Annotated in this window: 22 protein-coding genes, 1 rRNA gene and 1 other annotated feature; all 23 genes read left to right on the plus strand. The window is 49.2% G+C overall.

What is annotated here, in order from left to right:
* Window positions 1-130: 130 nt before the first annotated feature.
* Entirely contained in the window at window positions 131-730 is a 600-nt protein-coding gene (locus tag DFP94_RS14125; protein ID WP_245954825.1) for a Maf family protein, read from the plus strand.
* A 115-nt stretch (window positions 731-845) separates the two neighbouring features.
* Window positions 846-1,517 carry a RadC family protein gene (gene radC, locus DFP94_RS14130; RefSeq protein WP_181873153.1) on the plus strand — a complete coding sequence of 224 codons (672 nt, stop codon included), beginning with the start codon at window positions 846-848 and terminating at the stop codon, window positions 1,515-1,517.
* A gap of 38 nt (window positions 1,518-1,555) precedes the next feature.
* Entirely contained in the window at window positions 1,556-2,590 is a 1,035-nt protein-coding gene (locus DFP94_RS14135; protein ID WP_114497098.1) for a rod shape-determining protein, read from the plus strand.
* A gap of 220 nt (window positions 2,591-2,810) precedes the next feature.
* Entirely contained in the window at window positions 2,811-3,689 is an 879-nt protein-coding gene (gene mreC / locus DFP94_RS14140; RefSeq protein ID WP_114497099.1) for a rod shape-determining protein MreC, read from the plus strand.
* Window positions 3,686-4,216 carry a rod shape-determining protein MreD gene (gene mreD, locus DFP94_RS14145; protein ID WP_114497100.1) on the plus strand — a complete coding sequence of 177 codons (531 nt, stop codon included), beginning with the start codon at window positions 3,686-3,688 and terminating at the stop codon, window positions 4,214-4,216. Before mreC ends, mreD begins: the two co-directional genes overlap by 4 nt.
* Before the next feature lie 77 nt (window positions 4,217-4,293).
* The gene (gene minC, locus DFP94_RS14150) at window positions 4,294-4,956 is read left to right on the plus strand and encodes a septum site-determining protein MinC (protein WP_114497101.1); all 663 of its coding nucleotides are present in this window, start codon (window positions 4,294-4,296) and stop codon (window positions 4,954-4,956) included.
* Window positions 4,957-4,959: 3 nt separating this feature from the next.
* Entirely contained in the window at window positions 4,960-5,754 is a 795-nt protein-coding gene (gene minD / locus DFP94_RS14155; protein ID WP_114497102.1) for a septum site-determining protein MinD, read from the plus strand.
* A gap of 6 nt (window positions 5,755-5,760) precedes the next feature.
* On the plus strand, window positions 5,761-6,909 hold the full coding sequence (locus DFP94_RS14160) for an FtsW/RodA/SpoVE family cell cycle protein (protein ID WP_114497103.1): 1,149 nt from the start codon (window positions 5,761-5,763) through the stop codon (window positions 6,907-6,909).
* A 151-nt stretch (window positions 6,910-7,060) separates the two neighbouring features.
* Window positions 7,061-7,963 carry a M23 family metallopeptidase gene (locus DFP94_RS14165; RefSeq protein ID WP_114497104.1) on the plus strand — a complete coding sequence of 301 codons (903 nt, stop codon included), beginning with the start codon at window positions 7,061-7,063 and terminating at the stop codon, window positions 7,961-7,963.
* The gene (locus DFP94_RS14170) at window positions 7,956-8,813 is read left to right on the plus strand and encodes a M50 family metallopeptidase (RefSeq protein WP_114497105.1); all 858 of its coding nucleotides are present in this window, start codon (window positions 7,956-7,958) and stop codon (window positions 8,811-8,813) included. The genes DFP94_RS14165 and DFP94_RS14170 overlap by 8 nt, the downstream gene beginning before the upstream one ends.
* A gap of 66 nt (window positions 8,814-8,879) precedes the next feature.
* Window positions 8,880-10,061, plus strand: coding sequence for an Rne/Rng family ribonuclease (locus DFP94_RS14175; protein ID WP_114497106.1), 1,182 nt, complete (start codon window positions 8,880-8,882; stop codon window positions 10,059-10,061).
* A gap of 67 nt (window positions 10,062-10,128) precedes the next feature.
* Window positions 10,129-10,216: a sequence feature (ribosomal protein L21 leader region), on the plus strand.
* Window positions 10,217-10,230: 14 nt separating this feature from the next.
* Entirely contained in the window at window positions 10,231-10,542 is a 312-nt protein-coding gene (gene rplU / locus DFP94_RS14180) for a 50S ribosomal protein L21 (protein WP_059040908.1), read from the plus strand.
* A 13-nt stretch (window positions 10,543-10,555) separates the two neighbouring features.
* Window positions 10,556-10,888, plus strand: a complete 333-nt coding sequence (locus tag DFP94_RS14185; protein ID WP_114497107.1) for a ribosomal-processing cysteine protease Prp — start codon at window positions 10,556-10,558, stop codon at window positions 10,886-10,888.
* 19 nt (window positions 10,889-10,907) lie between these two features.
* Complete coding sequence (gene rpmA / locus DFP94_RS14190; RefSeq protein WP_044481732.1) at window positions 10,908-11,219, plus strand: 50S ribosomal protein L27; 312 nt, start codon at window positions 10,908-10,910, stop codon at window positions 11,217-11,219.
* A gap of 237 nt (window positions 11,220-11,456) precedes the next feature.
* Entirely contained in the window at window positions 11,457-12,200 is a 744-nt protein-coding gene (locus DFP94_RS14195) for a Spo0B domain-containing protein (protein ID WP_114497144.1), read from the plus strand.
* A 14-nt stretch (window positions 12,201-12,214) separates the two neighbouring features.
* On the plus strand, window positions 12,215-13,528 hold the full coding sequence (obgE, locus tag DFP94_RS14200) for a GTPase ObgE (RefSeq protein ID WP_114497108.1): 1,314 nt from the start codon (window positions 12,215-12,217) through the stop codon (window positions 13,526-13,528).
* Window positions 13,529-13,743: 215 nt separating this feature from the next.
* On the plus strand, window positions 13,744-14,181 hold the full coding sequence (locus tag DFP94_RS14205; RefSeq protein ID WP_114497109.1) for an ACT domain-containing protein: 438 nt from the start codon (window positions 13,744-13,746) through the stop codon (window positions 14,179-14,181).
* Between the two features lie 153 nt (window positions 14,182-14,334).
* Window positions 14,335-15,621: a homoserine dehydrogenase gene (locus DFP94_RS14210; RefSeq protein WP_114497110.1), complete on the plus strand. Its 1,287-nt coding sequence runs from the start codon at window positions 14,335-14,337 to the stop codon at window positions 15,619-15,621.
* A gap of 108 nt (window positions 15,622-15,729) precedes the next feature.
* Complete coding sequence (thrB, locus tag DFP94_RS14215) at window positions 15,730-16,698, plus strand: homoserine kinase (RefSeq protein WP_114497111.1); 969 nt, start codon at window positions 15,730-15,732, stop codon at window positions 16,696-16,698.
* Complete coding sequence (gene pheA, locus DFP94_RS14220) at window positions 16,695-17,588, plus strand: prephenate dehydratase (RefSeq protein WP_114497112.1); 894 nt, start codon at window positions 16,695-16,697, stop codon at window positions 17,586-17,588. Before thrB ends, pheA begins: the two co-directional genes overlap by 4 nt.
* On the plus strand, window positions 17,588-18,466 hold the full coding sequence (gene ilvE, locus DFP94_RS14225) for a branched-chain-amino-acid transaminase (protein ID WP_114497113.1): 879 nt from the start codon (window positions 17,588-17,590) through the stop codon (window positions 18,464-18,466). The genes pheA and ilvE overlap by 1 nt, the downstream gene beginning before the upstream one ends.
* Before the next feature lie 158 nt (window positions 18,467-18,624).
* The gene (locus tag DFP94_RS14230) at window positions 18,625-20,259 is read left to right on the plus strand and encodes a LysM peptidoglycan-binding domain-containing protein (protein WP_114497114.1); all 1,635 of its coding nucleotides are present in this window, start codon (window positions 18,625-18,627) and stop codon (window positions 20,257-20,259) included.
* 422 nt (window positions 20,260-20,681) lie between these two features.
* Window positions 20,682-20,980: ribosomal RNA gene (locus tag DFP94_RS14235) — 16S ribosomal RNA — on the plus strand; the annotation flags it as partial.

Consider the following 20,980-nt stretch of genomic DNA (forward strand, 5'->3'; position numbering starts at 1 on the left):
TCAAAAAATGGCGAGGATGACAGTGAAAAGCTGTCGATTTTTATTCAAATCAAATCTGGTGAGCAGCATTGCCCAAGGAAGAGAGGCTTCCTCTGGACAAGCCGGGCCGGTAAAGGAGAGTAGTGCACCTTTGGATTCTTCTGCAGTACGCCGCATCATTCTTGCATCGACATCCCCGCGCCGACGTGAACTTGTGTCTTCTTTACATATTCCGTTTGAAGTTATGCCCAGCCATGCCGATGAAACGACGCCGGAGGGTTGGACGCCGGAGAAAATCGTGAAGGAGCTTGCAAAACGGAAGGCAGACGCTGTCTATCTGACCCTGGAGAAATCAGAACATGGTGTCATTGTCGGTAGTGATACGATTGTCGTACGAGACGATGTCGTGCTTGGAAAGCCGAAGGATACGCAGGAAGCCGCCTCCATGCTTCGTTCATTGCAGGGCAGAAGCCATCAGGTGTTTACCGGGGTTGCCTGTGTGGACAGCATTACTGGAGCAAGCCGGGTGGATTACCGGATGACGGTAGTGACGATGAAGCCGTTGACGGAAGTACAAATCGAAGCTTATGCCGCCAGCGGAGAAGGACTCGACAAAGCCGGTGCTTACGCTATTCAAGGTCTTGGTGCGACGATCGTATCCGGGATTGAAGGGTGTTATTTTAATGTGGTCGGACTTCCGTTGTCATTATTAGCAGAGATGCTGACTTCTTTTGGCATCACCGTTTTTTAGAGTCAAGGAAGAGATAAAGCATATCCTTCCGGAATGCATTTTGTCCACAAGGCCGTCCAGGCTTTGTCAAAAACATTCGGAAGCGAGGGGATTGCGCTTGGAAACGGCAACTTATATGCTGCGTGATATTCCTAATGAAGAACGGCCCAGAGAACGGTTGCTGCAATATGGAGCAGGTGCGTTAAGCCTGACTGAACTGTTGGCTATTTTGCTGCGGACAGGAACCCGCCATGAATCGGCGATCCATGTGGCCCAGCGCATGCTGGGGGAAAGCGGAGGCATTCGCGGCATCGTGGATCTCAGTCTTGACGAATTAACACAATTAAAAGGAATCGGACCGGCCAAAGCGGTGCAGATCAAAGCGAGCATCGAACTTGGACAAAGATTGGCCAAAACCCGTCTGCCGGAGGCACAGATTATCCGCAGCCCGCGGGACGCCGCCGATCTCCTTATGGAACAGCTCAGGTATTTGCAGAAAGAACATTTTGTCTGTCTATTTTTGAATACGAAAAATCATATCATTGCTCAGGAAACGCTGTCGATTGGGAGTCTGAATGCGTCGATTGTTCATCCGCGCGAAGTATTCCGCTCCGCCATCAAGTGCAGCAGTGCATCTGTCGTCTGCGCCCACAACCATCCAAGCGGCGACCCGACGCCAAGTCCGGAAGACATTCGGATGACGGAACGACTGTGTAAGGCGGGAGATATTGTGGGAATCGACGTATTGGATCACATCGTCATCGGCGACGGGAAATTCGTCAGTTTGAAGGAGCAGGGCTTGATGTAATATAATAGATAAGATACAGAAGGAAAGGGAGATACAGCATGTTTGGTGGCTTTACGAAAGATTTGGGAATCGATTTGGGGACGGCTAACACCCTGGTTTATATCCGTGGAAAAGGAATCATTGTGCGAGAACCCTCGGTAGTAGCAATCCATACCGATACAAAAAATATTGTCGCGGTCGGAGAATCGGCCAAGAAAATGATCGGCAGAACGCCGGGCAACATCCGGGCGATCCGTCCGATGAAAGACGGCGTAATCGCAGACTTCGATACGACGGCAACCATGATCAAGTATTTCATTCGCCAAGCACAGAAGCAGCGTTCGCTGTTCCAGCGTCATCCTAACGTAATGGTATGCGTTCCTTCGGGTATTACCGCCGTTGAACAACGCGCCGTGGAGGATGCGACGAAGCAAGCCGGAGCACGTGAAGCCTACACCATCGAGGAGCCGTTTGCCGCGGCGATTGGAGCCGATCTGCCGGTTTGGGAACCGACGGGAAGCATGGTCGTGGATATCGGCGGCGGAACGACGGAGGTTGCGGTTATCTCGCTCGGAGGCATCGTAACCAGCAAATCGGTACGTGTTGCCGGAGATGAAATGGATGAATCGATCATCCAATATATCAAGCGGCAATATAATTTAATGGTGGGCGAAAGAACCTCCGAACAGTTGAAAATGGATGTCGGGTCCGCCCTTGCTTTGGAAAAGGTGGAAACGATGGAAATCCGGGGCCGCGATTTGGTTTCCGGCTTGCCTAAGACCATCACCATCACTTCGGACGAAATTTCCGAAGCGCTTAGCGATACGGTAAATGCCATTGTTGACGCTGTTAAGGTAACGCTTGAGAAATGTCCTCCGGAGCTTGCGGCCGATATTATGGATCGTGGTATCGTACTGACCGGTGGCGGCGCTCTGCTACGTAATCTCGACAAGCTGCTGGCCGGCGAGACGGGAATGCCGGTCATTGTTGCTGATAATCCTCTGGATTGTGTGGCAATCGGAACGGGCAGAGCATTGGATAACATTCATTTATTCAAGTCCAAAAGCAGTTCCGCGCTCCGCTCCAAACGCTAATAGCGATAGCGAACAAGATGCGATCCAGCTTGATAGATATCTGTAATATGTCTTGGAAGCATCGTTCGTTGTACGGAAATGTTGGATTTATTTTATGAAGCATACTTATAAGCGGCGCCGTCCGGCTAGCGGACGGCCAATCCGTTTTTCTCTGCTTTGATCGTATTTATCCGGGAGAATCCCTGCCTGCGGGGATGGGAGAATAATGTAAGGTTGGAGGGTGCTTAAACTGTTTAAGCTGCTTGGCAACAAAAGACTGTTTATTTTGTTGATGGGACTCATTCTATTCATTGCGGTCATGGGTTTCACTCTCGGATCGAGAACCAACTTGTCCTGGCCAGAGAAGTTTGTGAAGGATACGGTCGGCTTCGTGCAATATGTGTTTTACAAGCCCGCTGGTTACGTAGCGGGCTTGTTCGAAGATATCTCGGAATTGCGTTCGCTTCAGGAAGAAAACGAGGAACTAAAAATTGCGCTGTCTCACTATACTCGAGATAAAGCTTATTTTAACTGGGTCGAGCAGGAGAATAAACGGCTTCAGAATGACCTGAATTTTACGAATGCCCAAAAAGAAATGTACGACTACACATGGAAGATCGCGCATGTCATCAGCGTGAATGATGATCCTGTCAACCGGACGGTCGTGCTCAACATCGGAGGACGGGAAGGCGTGAAAGAAGGCATGGCCGTTTCATCCGCCGAGGGTCTGGTCGGTGTCGTTAGCCACGTAAGCAATTTTACGTCTACCGTGAAACTCGTCACGACGATGGATGCAAGAGACCCCAATTCGAACGGAATCGCGGTGACGGCCGAAGGCAAGGAAAATCAGGTTTTCGGGGTCATCGAGACTTTCGACAAATCGAATGGTACCTTCTTGATGAGCCGGATCGAAGATCAGAAGTCTCTGGCTAAGGACGATCTTATCGTCTCCTCCGGGATCGGGGGCGTGTTTCCCCGCGGGATGATCATAGGAAAGGTGACCGACATTCAGGTAGGCGAATACGGTCTGACATATACGGCTACCATCAAGCCGGCGGCAAGCTTCACGGATTGGAAGGAACTGTTCGTAGTCTTTGAACCGGAGGCTGAAAAAGAGTGAGGAAGCGCAAATATATCCTGATTCTGCTGCTGTTCCTTCTGTTTATTGTGGAGGGAGCGATCATCCCTTGGTTGATTCCTCCTTCCTGGGAGACTCGCATTACTCCGCATTTGGTTTATGTCGCCATTTTATTTTTTTCCGTTTATGAGAACCGTCATACCGGGCTGGTGCTGGGGCTCTGTTTCGGGTTGCTGCAGGATGTGGTTTATTATGGTTCCATGATCGGGGCCTACTCGTTTGCGATGGGGCTTTCCTGCTACTTGTTGGGGCTTTTGTCACGAACGCGTCAAGCTCCGCTTCCTTTAATGATGATTATCATTTTGATAGGCAGCCTGCTATTGGATTCGATTTTATTCGGGACGTATTCTTTGTTCGGTCTTGTTCACGAGCCATACTCCTGGGCTTTGATGAATCACATTATTCCGAACGTTTTCGTTCAATTCGTATTCGCGTTAGTGATCTATGTGCCGCTTCGACGTCAGCTTGAAATCATTACCAAACGACGTTCAGTCGAGGACAAGGCTTGATTTCCGCGACTTTTGCCCGGAAGAAGCAGGAACTTGCCGCCTTCTGCTCGAATTGATTAGGGAGGAGGGACAGGCTTATGACAGTAAAACCTAATCATGTTACGATCAAAGGCATCAAGGATGGCCTGGTTTTCCTGCTGGACGACAAGTGTGAATTCGGAACTTTGCTGGAAGAATTACGTTATAAATTGGAACATAGCCATCAAAATATTTTGACCGGTCCGATTATACATGTTGACGTAAAGTTGGGGAAGCGGATCGTAAGCGAAGATCAAAAAGAGTTGATCCTAGATATATTAAGGCAGAAGGGTAACCTGCTTATCCGCTCGGTGGAGATGCCTGAGCTGGAGCCGGCCGCGGATCCATTGGAAACTTTGACTACGATGTGTGGGATTGTACGGTCCGGTCAAGTGCTTCACCATGAAGGGAACCTGATGTTCCTTGGGGACGTAAACCCCGGCGGGACTATCGCTTGCACGGGAGACATATTTATACTTGGATCATTGCGAGGTATGGCGCATGCAGGGGTGGAAGGCAGCGAAGATGCGGTTATAGCGGCCTCTTATTTGGCACCTACCCAACTCCGAATTGCCGAGGTTATCAGCCGGCCTCCGGATGAATGGGAGAACCGGGAGACCAGCATGGAATTTGCTTTTTTGCGTGACGGAAAGATGCAGATTGACAAAATTAGCAATATGCTCCGGATCAGGCCGGATTTTATCGCGTTTAAAGGGGTGTAATCTATGGGAGAAGCTATCGTTGTCACATCCGGTAAAGGCGGTGTGGGGAAAACGACCACCTCGGCCAATATCGGCACGGCGCTTGCGCTGCTTGGCAAAAAGGTGTGTCTGGTGGATACGGATATCGGACTGCGGAATCTGGACGTCGTGATGGGTCTCGAAAACCGGATTATTTATGATTTGATCGATGTGGCGGAAGGACGTTGCCGGTTGAATCAGGCTCTTGTCAAGGACAAGCGTTTTGACGAGTTATACATGCTGCCCGCGGCGCAAACCAAGGACAAAAACGCGGTGAGTCCGGAGCAGGTCAAGGATATTATACTTGAATTGAAAAAAGAACATGAATACGTAATTATCGACTGTCCTGCCGGGATCGAGCAAGGGTTCAAAAATGCGATTGCCGGCGCGGATCAAGCCATTGTTGTTACTACGCCGGAGCATGCCGCAGTGCGGGATGCGGACCGGATCATCGGACTGCTTGAAAGCTCGCATATCGCTTCACCCAAATTGATCGTTAACCGGATTAGGGCAAACATGGTTAAGTCCGGCGACATGCTCGATATCGAAGATATACTCCAGGTGCTGAATATCGACCTGATCGGTATCGTACCGGATGACGAGGCCGTGATCAAAGCTGCTAACTCCGGCGAACCGACGGTGATGAATCCCGAATCGCGGGCGGCTATCGCCTACCGGAACATCGCCCGGAGAATTTTGGGTGACACGGTTCCGCTGATGCTGCTGGATCAGAAGAAAGGCATGTTCACGCGCTTCAAAAAGTTTTTTGGAATGGGTTGATTTCTGTTGTTTTTTAAACTGAAAAAATTGGACTGGCCGATGGTGGGCATCCTCGTCGTATTCATGGTGTTCAGCACGCTGCTGGTTCGAAGCGCGATCGCTCCCTATGAAACGCAATTTAAAGCCTACGATTTGAAGACGCTCGGATTTTATCTTGCCGGATTTATCGTCGTATTTGGTATGTCTCTGGTGGATTACCGGACGCTTTTGAAATACAGCTGGTATATTTACGGGGGAGGCTGTTTCCTGCTCGTCCTGGTGTTTTTGTTTGCCCCCGAAATTAATGGAGCCCGCAGCTGGTTTATGCTTCCGGGAGGACTACAGTTTCAACCGGCCGAACTGGTCAAGGTCATCTTGATTCTGACTACGGCTTACTTGCTGGGTCAACGAAACGGACAGCCGCTGCGCTTCCGCCGGGACATTATTCCCATCGCGGCGGTGACCATGCTTCCGTTTATTTTGGTGCTTATTCAACCCGATCTGGGCAATGCCATTATATACTTGGTCGTACTGGTCGCCATGCTGTGGATCGGAAACACGAAATATAGCCATGTGTTGATCGGACTTACCGCCGTCATCGCGGCCCTAATTGCTTTTGTTACCATTTTCAACAGCTACAATGTGCAAATTCACGACTATCTGGAACAGCACAAGAAGCTGCACTGGTACCAGCGGATCAATACGTTTATTAATCCGGACCAGGCTTCGAGCGATGACAAGCATCAGTCCAGTTACGCCAAAATTGCAATAGGCTCCGGTGGATTGCTCGGAGACGGGTACTTGCAAGGCGAATTAAAAAACAAAAAGTTCGTTCCCTATCCTTATTCCGACTCCATATTCGTCGTAGTCGGCGAAGAATTCGGATTTCTCGGCTCCGCTCTGCTGCTGCTCATCTACTTCCTGTTTATTTACAGGATGATTCTTATTGCCTTGCACTGCATCGACAAGAGGGGCGCCTACATGATCGTCGGCATTGCCGCGATGTTTTTGTTTCAAATTTTCGAGAATGTCGGGATGATGATCGGATTGATGCCGATCACGGGAATTACGCTCCCCTTTATTAGTTATGGCGGGACTTCGCTGCTAATTAATATGCTATGCATCGGACTGGTTTTCAGCATTAAGCTGCATCAGGAAAAGTATAAGGTAGATTAAATAACCGGTGCCGGCGGGCATCGGTTTTTTTGTGATCGGTATGTTAATACCTAGGAAGCGCTTCGGGTTCCCTCCGCAAGAAGCTCGTTCATATTCTGGTCAAGCTCCTCATACATATATAGCACGAGATGTGATCGGGAGGGTGGGGAACATGGACGTGAAATCGAATGTGCGGAAGCGGTGCGAAGAAGTAATCAGACAGTTGACCGTAGGGGATTTGGCCCAGAAAGGCCATCCCTCTGATTTTGATGGAATGCCTGCCGGAAAGGGAGAAGGAAATATCGGCCGGGCAGGCAAGCCCATGTCAAAGCCCCTCTTTCCGGCCGATGCGGATGAGCCGGATCCGGAACTGCTCTGGAAACGGGGACAGGGCCGTTGGAATGGTATGGATGTGACGGGCAACGGGGAGGACGGATTTTCCGGCGGAAGCCAGAGGTCATTTTGGACGATGCTGTTTATACGAACGGTGATCAGTACTCTTTTATTCGCCGCCTTATGGGGAGTTGAAAAGTATGAGCCCGCCTGGTCGGTTCCCGTCCGTGCGTTTGTGGCTCAGTCGCTTACAAAGGAAATGGATTTCAGTGCGGCCGAAGCCTGGTATGAAGAAACCTTTGGAGGACCGCCTTCCTTTATTCCGATATTTAAGCATCATGAAGAGAAAGGGCTAAGAGTCGGATCGGGTAATGGGTTTACGCTTCCGATCAGCGGTAGGCTTGCTGCGCCGTTTGCCCTTAATCTCAAAGGGGTAGAAATTATCCCCGCTGGAGATTCGGACCGCGGCGAACAGGTTAAAAGCGTAGAAACGGGACGTGTGTTGAGCATTGCCAACGATGCTTTCACGGGGAGGACCGTCATCGTCCAACATGCAGGTGGGTATACGTCGGTGTACGGTCATTTAGACCAATTGTCGGTAATGAAAGGGGATTGGGTGGAAGGCGGAGATCTTATCGGGAGTCTTTCGGCCCCAGGAGAATCCGCTCAGCCTACTTTGTATTTTGCCTTGAAAAAAGATGATCGGTATATCGATCCCGCGGATGTGATACCGTTTGATTAAATGGAGCGGCATGAGTATCTCCTTCCATCCTTTATTTGTCCTGATTATGCTCGCTTCGGTTTTTACCGGCCATTTTTTGGAACTGCTTGCCTTGTTTGCGATCGTCTTCGTGCATGAGCTCGGTCATGTTGCCTGTGCACGCCTGTTCGGCATTACCGTACTGTCCGTTCAAATGCTTCCGTTTGGGGGCGTTGCGGTAATGGAAGATACCGGACACTTAACCGCCGGCCGGGAAGTTGCCATCGCTTTGGCCGGCCCGGCGCAAAATCTGCTGTTGATCGGAATATCCTGGCTACTTTATGCCGCGGGCATTTGGGAGGGGCCCTTTTTTTCATATTTTGTACAGAGCAATTTGCTTATTGCCTTGTTCAACTTGCTGCCGATCCTGCCGCTAGACGGAGGGAAGGTCTGTCAGGCTTTATGTAGCATCGGACTTCCTTTTCATACCACACTGGTTTGGTCGCTAAGGATTAGCCTCTTATTTAGCCTGCTTGTGATTCTGTATTCTCTGGTTCCGCTGTTGCTGGGATACGGAGCTTTGCAACTCAATTTGCTGCTGGTCGGGGCATTTTTGTTCTATTCCAACCTTACGGATTACAGGAATATTCCATATCGGTTTTTGCGTTTTCTGGTTAATCGCGAACATACCTTTACCCGCCATCTTATGACCGGATGTTTGGCTCAGCCGATTGTAGCCGACAAAATGAAACCTTTGGATGGTCTTTTGCGTCTCTTTAAGAGGGAAAAGTATCATTTCATTTATATTATGAACGCTCAAGGGAATATTGTAGCTGTGGTGCCCGAGCAGAGGGTGATTTCCTCTTATTTGCGGGGGGACCCCGGCGCTTGAATTTCCGAAGCCATGGTATAATGGAGAAAATAGTTTGGATAGATCGTATGAGTGAGGGTGAGATCAATGAAACAGTTGATTGTTCACTGCGGCCCTGATTCCACCCAGATGGCGCTGCTGGAAGAAGACAAGTTGGTGGAGTATGCAGCCGAGCGTTCTCAAAAAAGAGGACTTGTTGGCAGTTTTTTTAAAGGAAAAGTAATGAATGTAATTCCCGGGATGCAAGCTGCTTTTGTCGATATCGGCCAAAAGAAAAATGCATTTCTCTATATTGATGATTTGCTTCACCCGCATTTGGAGATGCAGCCAAAACAAAAGCCTTCCATTTCGGATTTGCTTAAGCCGGGCCAGGAACTGATATTGCAAGTGGTGAAGGAAGCGATGGGCAACAAGGGCGCAAGGGTAACGACGCATTTTTCACTTCCAGGGCGGTGGCTCGTATATATGCCGTCGGCCGGTTATGTGGCCGTATCCAAAAAGATTCGACGCGAGGAAGAGCGCCAGCGGTTAAAAGAGATAGGCGAAGAACTGCGGACGCCTGAAGAAGGACTCATCCTCCGCACGATTGCCGAACACGAGGAGAAGGAAGCGGTCGCGGAAGATCTGTTGCAGTTAAGGCGGCAGTGGGAGAGTATTTTGGACAAAGGCGCTTCGGCTTCCGCTCCTTTTACCCTACACCAGGATCTCAGCATGGTGCAGCGTTTGATGCGGGATGTCTACAGTCCGGAGACGGACGAACTGATCATGGACTGTCCGGAGCAAGCCGGCGAAGCCGCGTCTTTTTTGAAAACGATGCTGCAAGGAAAAAGTCCGGAAATTCGGATTTACGGAGGGGATACCCCATTGTTCGATTATTTGGGAATCCGGCAGCAACTGGATAGAGCCTTCCAACGCAAGCTATGGCTACCGGAAGGCGGGTATCTCGTATGGGACACCACGGAAGCTCTGACGGTCATCGATGTGAATACGGGGAAATTCACCGGGGGGGAAAACTTGGAGGACACCGTATTCAGGACGAATCTGGAAGCGGCCCGGGAGATAGCCCGGCTTGTGCGACTTCGGGATACCGGGGGAATTATTATCGTTGATTTTATCGATATGAGCAGTGAAGATCATCGTGCAGCGGTGTTGGACATGCTTGAGAACTACTTGACAGGGGATCGAACGCAACATCATATTCTAGGATGGACTAAACTGGGACTGCTTGAAATGACGCGGAAAAGAATGAGAGAGCAAACTGTCTATTAAGTAATTATTGATTTCTTTATAAACCCATGGTAGTATATTAGGGTATGTGTTATGAGTTAGTCTTGTACACATGCTGTAACCGCTCCGATCGGGTTGGAAAGTCCGTCTGTTCTTAGGGACGACGGCACCTGAATCAGGCGAGTCTGAGACATGAGGAGGTGCAAGCAAAATGTACGCAATTATCGAAACCGGCGGTAAACAATACCGTGTTCAAGAAGGCGATGTTCTTTACATCGAGAAATTGAACGCTGAGGATGGCGCTAGTGTGACGTTCGACCGCGTGTTGGCAGTGTCGAAAGGTGAAGGTTTGGTAACGGGCGCTCCATTGGTATCCGGCGCAAGTGTAACGGCGAAAGTCGAAAAACACGGCAAGGGCCAAAAAGTGATCGTATACAAATACAAGCCTAAGAAGAACTACCACAAAAAACAAGGTCATCGTCAACCTTACACGAAAGTGACCATCGAGAAAATTCAAGCGTAAGAAGGTGCGGTAGATGATTATCGTCTCCATTTTGCGCAACAGGGATAACGACATTGCAGGATTTGAAGTGTCAGGTCATGCTGGCTACGCCAAATCAGGACAGGATATTGTATGTGCCGGTGTATCAGCCGTTACCGTAGGTACGGTGAATTCCATTGAGGCGCTTACGGGAACCGTGATGGATGCCGAGATGAAAAACGGCTTTCTGAACGCGAATCTTCCCGGTTATGTTCATCCGGAAGCGGCAAGTCAGGTACAACTGCTGCTTTCATCCATGGTCGTTATGCTTCAGAGTATCGAAGGCTCATACGGAAAGTATATTCAAATAAAAGACGTGAATATTTGAAGAAGGAGGTAGATGGACAATGTTGAAATTGGATCTTCAGTTGTTCGCTTCGAAAAAGGGCGTAGGCTCCACGAAAAACGGACGCGACAGCATCGCGAAACGTCTCGGCGTTAAACGTGCTGACGGTCAAACGGTTACCGGCGGAAGCATTCTCGTGCGTCAACGCGGCACGAAAATTCATCCGGGTACGAACGTGGGAATTGGTAAGGACGACACACTGTTTGCAAAAGTGGACGGCGTCGTGAAATTCGAACGTTGGGGTCGCGACCGTAAAAAAGTGAGCGTCTACCCAGTGGAAACCGCTCCTGTAGCGGCTGCAGTGGAAGCTTAAGAGCTTCGCTCGGTTAGCATAGCTTTATAAAGCCCCCGGCATGTGAATGCCGGGGGCTTTTTTGATGATAGCGGCGTAATAAGGCAGCAGGAACAGCTTACGACCGCCGATTTTTTTTCCTGAGTGAAGCAGAAAGTATACATTTTGGAACGTTATTTGGACAAGGTTTATGATATACTGGGTATTGATGTCAGGGTGGAAACTTCGCCCAATCTGTTTAGAGGAACGGGGAAACTCATGAAACATCGGTTTACGGCGCCGGCGATCGTGGCGACGCTATCCATTGCTTGTCTGGTCCTTATGTATTTCTTTCATTCACCGGCGGCTTTTATATTTATCGGTCTGTGCCTGCTGTCTGTGTTTTATATGTATGTAAGGTATGTAAAGGGACAAGCGGAAAAAGAGCGGAAACAATTGCTTGAATCCGTACAAAGGACGGCTGCGGCGACCCTTGGTCATCATCGGCATGATTGGATGAACGATCTGCAGATTTTATACGGATATATTCAGTTAGGCAAATATGATAAACTGGCGGGCTGTGTGGAAAGAATAAAAGAACGCATGGCAGCGGACAGTAAAATTTCCAGACTGGGCATTCCGTCACTTGTCTTTTATTTGCACTCGTTCCGTGAATTAAACAGTTCGGTTCAACTTGAGGTATGCATTCAGGAAGACTTGCAACTCGGAGACCTGCTTACGGCAGAGGATGCGGAACAATTCACGGAGGCGGTTATTGCGACAATTAGAGCTTATCAGTTTACGGGACGATCCTCCTGGGGAGAAGTACTGCAGCTTAATCTGTCGATTTGTCGGGAAGGCGGCGAGGTACTGGCCGTGTTTGAACGGCAAGATAACGTTTCCGACAACGTAGAGATATTGAAACGGCACCTGGATGAATGGAATTCCGGCAAAAGAGTGCTGGCGGAGCAAATAGGTTCGAAGCGCGAATCCTTAAGGCTTCGGGTAGCCTGCGCAAACTAGAATGAGGTGAATGCATGTTTGTAGATAAAGCGAAGATTTATGTTAAGGGCGGCGACGGCGGCGATGGAATCGTGTCGTTCCGGAGGGAGAAATACGTACCGGAAGGAGGTCCTGCCGGCGGCGACGGCGGCAAGGGAGGAGATGTCATTTTCCGGGTTGACGAGGGTCTCAGAACGTTGATGGATTTTCGCTACCAGCGCCATTTCAAGGCGCAGCGCGGTGAGAAAGGACGGAATAAGAGCCAGCACGGGGCCAATGCGGAAAGTATGGTCGTTCGCATTCCTCCGGGAACCGTGATCATCAACGATGACACGCAGGAAGTGCTGGCGGATATGACTCATCATGGCCAGCAAATCGTTGTTGCGAGGGGCGGCCGCGGGGGCCGCGGGAATATCCGCTTTGCCACGCCGAATAATCCGGCTCCGGAACTGGCTGAGCACGGCGAAGAAGGCCAGGAACGTTGGATTGTACTCGAACTGAAAGTAATGGCCGATGTTGGACTCGTCGGCTTCCCGAGCGTCGGCAAATCGACTTTGCTTTCCGTAGTATCGGCAGCGAAGCCGAAGATCGGAGCATACCATTTTACCACGATAACGCCAAATCTCGGGGTTGTAGATGTTAGCGAAGGCCGAAGCTTCGTAATGGCCGATCTTCCGGGACTTATTGAAGGAGCCCATGAAGGCGTCGGATTGGGACATGAATTTTTGCGCCATGTGGAACGGACCCGGGTGATCATCCATGTCGTCGATATGTCCGGATCGGAAGGACGCGATCCGTTTGACGATTGGATGAAAATCAATGATGAACTCAAGTTGTATAATGCGGAACTGGAGAACCGGCCGCAAATCGTAGCCGCTAATAAAATGGACATGCCCGAATCGCAGGAGAATTTGGAGAAATTCCGGGAGCAGGTCAAAGAAGTCCGCCCGGACCTCGAAATTTTGCCGATTTCTTCGTTGACCCGTCAAGGCGTTCAGGACCTTCTTTACCGGGCCGCCGACTTGCTGGACCAACTACCTGAGGCTCCGGCGATCGAAGAAGTCCAAGAACTGGATGAACGAAAGATTTACAAGCTGGAAAAGAGTGATGACGACAGCTTTACGATCCGCAGAGAAAACGAAACCTTCATTGTCGAGAGCGTCAAGATCGAGCGCATGATGAAGCGGATGCAGTTGAATACCCATGATGCCATCTTGAAATTGGCCCGCACGCTTCGCCATATGGGCGTGGATGAGGAATTGCGGAACCGCGGCGCTAAAGACGGAACCTTGGTTCGGATCGGCGATTTCGAATTCGAGTTCGTCGAAGGCAGCAGCTACTACTACTAAACCGATAAACATGACGAAACGGGTACCATCCTGAAGAGGATGCTGTAGCCGTTTCTGCCTATTTCGGCCTCGAAAAACCTTCATTGTCAGGCATCTCCTCGATCCTTTGCTGAAAGTTCCGCACTTTATATTCACAAATGTGGATTGCCTCCATAGAAGGTTTCCGTTATAATGTCCACTATAGAAAAACAAAAGTCTCTAAGGAGAGGACGTTTGTGAAAGAACGCTATTATTTAATCCGTGAGGATATTTTGCCGGAAGCGGTCATTAAGACATTGCAGGTCAAGCAGCTTCTTGCGGCGGGCGATGTGAAAACCGTCCATGAGGCGGTGGCGCAAGTGGGTTTGAGCCGCAGTGCCTTTTATAAATACAAAGACGGCATTCATCTTCTGAATCAAATGGAACGGGAAAGCATAGTGACCATATCGTTCGATCTGGAGCATCGTTCCGGCATTCTATCCAAAGTATTGTCGTTGATCGCCGGATCGGGAGGCAATGTTCTGACGATCAATCAGAGTATTCCGCTCCAGGGAAGAGCCAATGTGGTTATTTCCGTGGAAACTTCCCGGCTTACGGAAGAACTCGATGCCTTGATGGAGCTGCTTCATACCACCCCCGGCGTCAGAAAAACGCAGATCGTCGGGCAGGGATAAGTCTTTTTGAGTAGCAGAAACGAAAAAAGTTCAAGTAAAGAGGCTGGGGATTCTTTGGGAGTGCGCTGCCATTCGTTTACGGAGTAGACACGGCAGGCGACGGACAACAAATCGCCAGCTACAGAAATAAATGAAAAACGGAGGGGTCGTAAATTGAAACCCGTTAAAGTAGGTTTGCTTGGATTGGGAACGGTGGGAACCGGCGTCGTCCGTATTGTAGAGGGACATCAGGAGGATTTGAGTAGTCAAGTCGGGTCTCCGATCGTGATCGAGAAAGTAGCGGTCAAAAATCTGGATAAAAAACGGAGCATTGAAATAGACCGCAGCAAATTGACGGAGGATCCCTGGGAAGTTATCCGCGATCCGGAAATCGACGTCATCGTGGAAGTCATGGGAGGCATTGCGGGTACAAAAGAATATATTCTGGAAGCTCTCGACCGGGGTAAACATATCGTTACAGCCAATAAGGACTTGATGGCACTTTATGGATCCGAGATTTTGGCCAAAGCGCTGGAAAAACAATGTGATGTATTTTATGAAGCAAGCGTGGCTGGCGGCATTCCGATTATCCGTACATTGATCGAAGGTTTCTCCTCGGATCGAATCATGAAAATCATGGGCATCGTAAACGGGACGACGAACTACATTTTATCAAAAATGAGCCAGGAAGGAGCTTCTTACGAAGATGTGTTGATAGAAGCTCAGGAACTTGGCTATGCCGAAGCGGACCCGACTTCCGATGTGGAAGGTCTGGATGCGGCACGCAAAATGGCTATACTTGGAACGCTCGGGTTCCGGACGAACGTCGAACTGCAGGATGTACAGGTTCGGGGGATTTCATCCGTATCCAAGGAAGACATTCAGTACGCCAAACGTCTCGGCTATGAAATGAAGCTGCTTGGTATCGCGGATCGCCAGGATGATGAATTCAGCATCAGCGTGCAACCGACCATGGTCAAGAAATCCCATCCGATTGCAGCGGTGAACGGAGTCTTTAATGCGGTTTACGTCTATGGGGAAGCTGTAGGAGAAACCATGTTTTACGGAGCGGGAGCCGGTGAAATGCCAACGGCGACTTCGGTCGTTGCCGACTTGGTAGCGGTGGTCAAAAATCTTAAACTGGGCGTCAACGGACTGAAAGCCATCGTTCCTTATAAGCCGAAGAAGCTGAAGAACGACGAACAGATTTCCTTTAAAAACTTCCTGTTGCTTCAGGTCTCCGATAAGGCGGGGGTACTGGCGCAAATCACTCAGGTTTTCGCGGAGTATGAAGTGAGCCTGGAATCGGTAGTCCAATCGCCGAACGCGGACACGCCGGATGCCGAAATTATGATCGTTACCCATAATGCCAGCAAGGCAAGTATGGATCAGGTATTGCATCATTTTGAAGGATTGGACGTAATCCGCCGGGTCAAGAGCGTATATCGGGTGGAAGGCTAGATAGCCGGGGGATTGCTGAGATTTAGAATTTTATATTCATAAAGGAGTTTCAAATGAGCGGCATTAGTATGGCACAAAACAGTAAAGAATACGAAGGGAGGGGCGTCAATGATCCGAAGTGAAGGGACTCGGGTGAAAATTCCGGCAAGTACGGCGAATTTGGGACCTGGTTTCGATACGCTTGGCATGGCGCTTACCCTCTACGCTTGGATCGAGATGAAACCGGCGGAAACAACTCTTTTTCACTTTCATGGCGACAATTTGGAGGGGCTGCCGAAGGATAAAAGTAATCTGATTTACAAAGTAGCCCAGTCGGTGTTTGCCGAGGCAGGAGTATCGATCCCGGAATTGGAGATTACGATGTACTCGGATATTCCTTTGACCCGCGGGCTTGGCAGTAGCGCTTCGGCCATCGTAGGAGCTCTGTTTGCCGCCAATCTGCTGATCGGGTCGCCGTTGGGCCTGGAGAAATTGTTCGATATGGCTACCGCGCTCGAGAATCATCCCGATAATGTAGGAGCTTCGTTGTTCGGGGGGATAATAACGGCGATTTGGGACGGCTTTCATGCTACGGCGCTGCGCATTGAACCGCCTGCCAATCTCGAAGTGTTGGTGGCTATTCCGGATTTTCAGCTTTCGACCTCTAAGGCGCGCGAGGTTTTGCCGAAACAGGTCGGCATGAGCGACGCCGTATATAATATAAGTCGGACCTCTCTGCTGACGGCCGCTTTGGCCGCAGGCCGATTGGATCTCATTAAGGAGTCGATGCGTGACCGGCTACATCAGCCGTTCAGGGCTTCGCTGATTCCGGGAATGGCCCGAATTCTTGAAGAAGCAACTCTGCATGGTGCGCTTGGAACGGCCCTGAGCGGCGCCGGCCCTACTTTGTTGTCGCTGGTTGATCGTAATAGTAATCAGGCTGAGGAACTCGAAGCATTCTTGTTGAGTGTTCTTGCAAACGAGGGCATTCCGGCAAAAACACTTTTACTGAAACCTTGCACAGATGGCGTTACCGAGCTTACTATGGTAAAAGAGAATTCATTACTGGATATGATCAAAGGGGAAGTAAAAGCATGAAACGTATTGCATTGCTGCCGGAAGGGTCGGTATCCCACGAGGCGGCGCTTCATTTATTCGGCGACGAGCCGGTAGAACTGCTTCACTTCAAACAAATTTCGGATGTCTTTATGGCTACCGTGAGCGGCAAAAGCGACTACAGCGTAATTCCGATGGAAAATACGATCGAAGGATCGGTCAGCCTTCATATGGATTGGCTTGTCCACGAGGTGGATATTCCGATGCGAATCGAATGGGTATATCCTTCGATCCAAAACCTGGTCGGCCGGCGCGAAGAACTTGAAGGAACTGCGGGTAGCGGTATTGACTACTCGAAAGTGACGAAAGTGCTCTCTCATCCCGTTGCGATGGCGCAGTGCTTGCAGTTTATCCGGTCACGGATGCCTCATGCGGAACTGGAGCATGTCGGAAGTACGTCGGAGGCGGTGGAACTCGTAAAACAGCATCCCGGCATCGGCTGGACTGCTGTTGGGACCGCTTTGGGAGCCAAACATCATGGCCTCGACATCCTGGCGGAAAAAGTTACGGACCACGACAATAACTTTACGCGCTTTGTCCTGATCGGGTCCGATCCGCTGCAAATTCCTTCTAAAAGTTATGAGGACAAGACGAGTATTCTCGTTACTTTACCCGAGGATTTTCCGGGTGCACTGCATCAGGTACTGTCCGCATTCGCCTGGCGCAAACTGAACCTGTCTCGGATCGAATCTCGGCCGACGAAAAAACGGTTGGGAAGTTATTATTTTTATATGGATGTGCTTGCCCCGATGGACTCGGTGCTTCTTCCTTCCGCCATTGGAGAAATTGAGGCTTTGGGTTGTCAGGTGCGCATTCTGGGCAGCTATCCCAGTTACTCTTATGAAGGACTAAAATCGGAGGTGCAGAAATAGTGGCAGAACAATGGATCTATTTAGATGGACAATTCGTGACAAAAGAGAATGCAAAGGTTTCAGTATTCGACCACGGTTTTTTATATGGTGACGGGATATTTGAAGGAATTCGTATATATAACGGCAACATTTTTAAGTGTAAAGAGCATTTGGATCGCCTGTATGATTCGGCAAAATCGATCATGCTCAATATCCCGCTAACGTATCAGGAAATGGAAGAAGCTCTTGTTGAGACACTGCGCCGCAACGAGTTGCGCGATGGCTATATTCGTCTGGTCGTATCCCGCGGTCCTGGCAATTTGGGGCTTGATCCGAATCGCTGCCCAAAAGCCTCCGTCGTGATTATCGTGGAGCAGTTAGCCATATACTCGGAGGAAGCTTACAAAACGGGGCTCAAAACCGTATCCGTCTCCACCAAGCGCAATCTTCCGGATGCCCTTAATCCGAAGATCAAGTCGCTTAACTATTTGAACAATATTTTGGTGAAAATCCAGTCGAATCTGTCGGGAGCGGGCGAAGCGATAATGCTGAATGCTCAAGGTTACGTTACCGAGGGCTCCGGCGACAATATTTTTATTATCAAAAATGGAATGATTACCACGCCTCCATGCTACTTGGGTGCCTTGGACGGCATCACCCGCCAGGCGATTATCGCGATCTGCAGCAACAAAGGCTATAAGATCAAAGAAGAACCGTTCACGCTTCACGACGTGTATGTTGCGGATGAAGTGTTTCTGACGGGGACGGCAGCCGAGGTCATTGCGGTGCGCGAAGTGGACGGACGGATCATCGGTGAAGGTCATGCCGGACCTGTTACATTGAAGTTGCTTGAAGAATTTCGCAGTATCGTTGACAAAGACGGTTTGAAAGTGTGGTAATTTAATTTATGGAGATCCTATTCACGCTCGAAAGAGGTGGGTAGGATTTTTTATTTTTCCAGGATGTCAAAAACCTAGGCTTCTGCATAGGATGTATTAATTGGGCCCCGGGCGGGAGAGTCGCGTACCGGAGAAGAAATCTAGGAGGTCTTTAACGCGTGAAAATCCACATTGTAAAAAAGGGCGAATCCTTATTTGGTCTTTCGAAAAAGTATAATGTTTCTCTTCAGAAGCTGATCGAAGCAAATCCGCAAATCGTGAATCCGGATCAATTGAACGTAGGCGATAAGGTAAAAATTCCTGCCGCTGCGGTGCTTGTCGATGGTGATGGCGGAAATGTCTACAAGCATGTAGTTAAGCAGGGCGATAGTCTATGGAAACTTGCTAAGGCTTGGGGGCTTCCTATGCAGTCTCTTGTTCAGGCAAATCCTCAGTTAGGTGATCCCAACGCCCTTAAAGTGGGGGAAGTAGTCAATATTCCGACGACCGGACAATCGACTCCCGTCAAACCCAATATGGGTCAGAGCAATGTGAATAAAGCTCCTGTCGTATCCGGGTCCACGGGAAAGAAAAATACGGCGCCTATAGCCGAGAAAAAGGCGGAGCAAATGAAGCCAAAACCGGCACCTGCTCCAACACCTGCCCCAGCACCCGTTCCAGCACCATCTCCGATTAATGTTGAGCCCCCTAAACCAGCACCGGCAGTGCCCGTCCCAATTCAATTGGATATAAATGTTGAAAACATCACTTACGAACCGATTAAATATGAAAATCCTCCATTTGAAAACATAAAAGCAGAAGAGTCGCCATGTCCGCCAAAGCACGACTATCCCATGCTTCCGAATCCTCAACTTTACCAGGTGGAACAGCCTACTTATATCGCTCCGGCTCCGGTATACCCGCCTTCTCCATGCGGTTGTTCGGGAGCCGAGTCAAACATGGATAACGATAACTTGTTCTATCAATATCAAGTAAATGCCGAGAACGTCTCCTCCTATTATGATTTTCCGCAGATGCCTCAGGAACAAGTCATGGGTATGCAACAACCCTATGATGGTGAGTATCCGGGAATTTCAAACGCTCCTATGCATCAAATGCCGGAATATATGGGACCCTGCATGCCGGGGTATCCTATCTCTCCATATATGGAGCATCCTATGGAAAATAAACACCATGAATCGCCATGGCAAAATCCGTATATGGACAATTTTCCCGTAAATGAAATGCACTCAAATGAAATGCACTCTAATGTAATGCATGGAGCAGTCCATCAACAGGGTTATGGCTGGCCAATTCACTATGGTCCATCTCCTTGCTGCGGATCATTCCCGATGCACCAGCATTCATACCCGCATTATGGCATGATGCATCCCTATACAATGCACCCTTACGGATTCCCGCAAGGATATCCTAATCCTTATGGGATTGGAGGGTATGAAGCTCCAGGGATGCCGGGAGTATCAGGAATTCCGGTACAACCGAACGTTCCTATGGCTCCTCTAGGCGGCTTTGGTGTTCCGGAACCCGTGATGTATGACCGGGATGCTGAAAAGGCGGAGACATCGGGAGCGATTGAACGTCAAGGTTCAGAAAAACCGAATCAGGCAAAAGCTCAGGCTAAAGTAAGAGATAAGGGCAAAAAGGAAGCGAAGATATCAGCCAATACGGTTTCCGGAAAAACAAACAAGAAGAGAACCGGGTCCGCTTCCGGAAATTCGGCCAAAAAAGACCGTCAAAGTAACGAGCGGGCAAATCATCATTCCGATTTGCAAAATCCTTGGATTAATGAATAGCAATGATATAGAAAAAGCGGAGCTTCATCCCGCTTTTTCTTTTTGCTTTTTGGGTGTAGAGTCGTTAAATGTTTTCAATCGTTAAATTGCTTGAGACAGGGAGGGAATTATGATATATTAATTATCCCGATGAACGAGAAAATATTCATTGGAATGAAAGCTATCATTAATTACTAGATTAAAAAAGGTTTTAAAAAAACGCTTGCTTTCTTATTCTCAATATGATATATTATTTAAGTCGCCGCTGGAACGCAGCGAGAAACGAAAGCGAAGTTGATCTTTGAAAACTGAACAACGAGTGAGTATTAAAATGGATGAATTTGAATCGACTTTGTGTCGTTTGAAATTCCATCCTATGAGAATTAATTTTCTCGTCAGTAGTAACTGAATGAGCTTATCGCTCTTTCGAATAAAGTTTCACTTTATTGGAGAGTTTGATCCTGGCTCAGGACGAACGCTGGCGGCGTGCCTAATACATGCAAGTCGAGCGGACTTGATGGAGAGCTTGCTCTCCGGATAGTTAGCGGCGGACGGGTGAGTAACACGTAGGTAACCTGCCTGTAAGACTGGGATAACTACCGGAAACGGTAGCTAATACCGGATAATTTATTTCTTCGCATGGAGAAATAATGAAAGACGGAGCAATCTGTCACTTACGGATGGGCCTGCGGCGCATTAGCTAGTTGGTGGGGTAACGGCTCACCAAGGCGACGATGCGTAG

It is taken from the genome of Fontibacillus phaseoli (assembly GCF_003337355.1).
Classification (GTDB): domain Bacteria; phylum Bacillota; class Bacilli; order Paenibacillales; family Paenibacillaceae; genus Fontibacillus; species Fontibacillus phaseoli.

Bases quoted from the DNA above. Each gene is read 5' to 3' on its own strand.
- radC (WP_181873153.1), top strand. From the start codon at position 846: ATGCTGCGTGATATTCCTAATGAAGAACGGCCCAGAGAACGGTTGCTG.
- rplU (WP_059040908.1), top strand. From the start codon at position 10,231: ATGTACGCAATTATCGAAACCGGCGGTAAACAATACCGTGTTCAAGAA.
- obgE (WP_114497108.1), top strand. From the start codon at position 12,215: ATGTTTGTAGATAAAGCGAAGATTTATGTTAAGGGCGGCGACGGCGGC.
- minD (WP_114497102.1), top strand. From the start codon at position 4,960: ATGGGAGAAGCTATCGTTGTCACATCCGGTAAAGGCGGTGTGGGGAAA.
- DFP94_RS14185 (WP_114497107.1), top strand. From the start codon at position 10,556: ATGATTATCGTCTCCATTTTGCGCAACAGGGATAACGACATTGCAGGA.
- DFP94_RS14175 (WP_114497106.1), top strand. From the start codon at position 8,880: ATGAAACAGTTGATTGTTCACTGCGGCCCTGATTCCACCCAGATGGCG.
- DFP94_RS14195 (WP_114497144.1), top strand. From the start codon at position 11,457: ATGAAACATCGGTTTACGGCGCCGGCGATCGTGGCGACGCTATCCATT.
- pheA (WP_114497112.1), top strand. From the start codon at position 16,695: ATGAAACGTATTGCATTGCTGCCGGAAGGGTCGGTATCCCACGAGGCG.
- rpmA (WP_044481732.1), top strand. From the start codon at position 10,908: ATGTTGAAATTGGATCTTCAGTTGTTCGCTTCGAAAAAGGGCGTAGGC.
- minC (WP_114497101.1), top strand. From the start codon at position 4,294: ATGACAGTAAAACCTAATCATGTTACGATCAAAGGCATCAAGGATGGC.
- DFP94_RS14165 (WP_114497104.1), top strand. From the start codon at position 7,061: ATGGACGTGAAATCGAATGTGCGGAAGCGGTGCGAAGAAGTAATCAGA.
- thrB (WP_114497111.1), top strand. From the start codon at position 15,730: ATGATCCGAAGTGAAGGGACTCGGGTGAAAATTCCGGCAAGTACGGCG.
- DFP94_RS14135 (WP_114497098.1), top strand. From the start codon at position 1,556: ATGTTTGGTGGCTTTACGAAAGATTTGGGAATCGATTTGGGGACGGCT.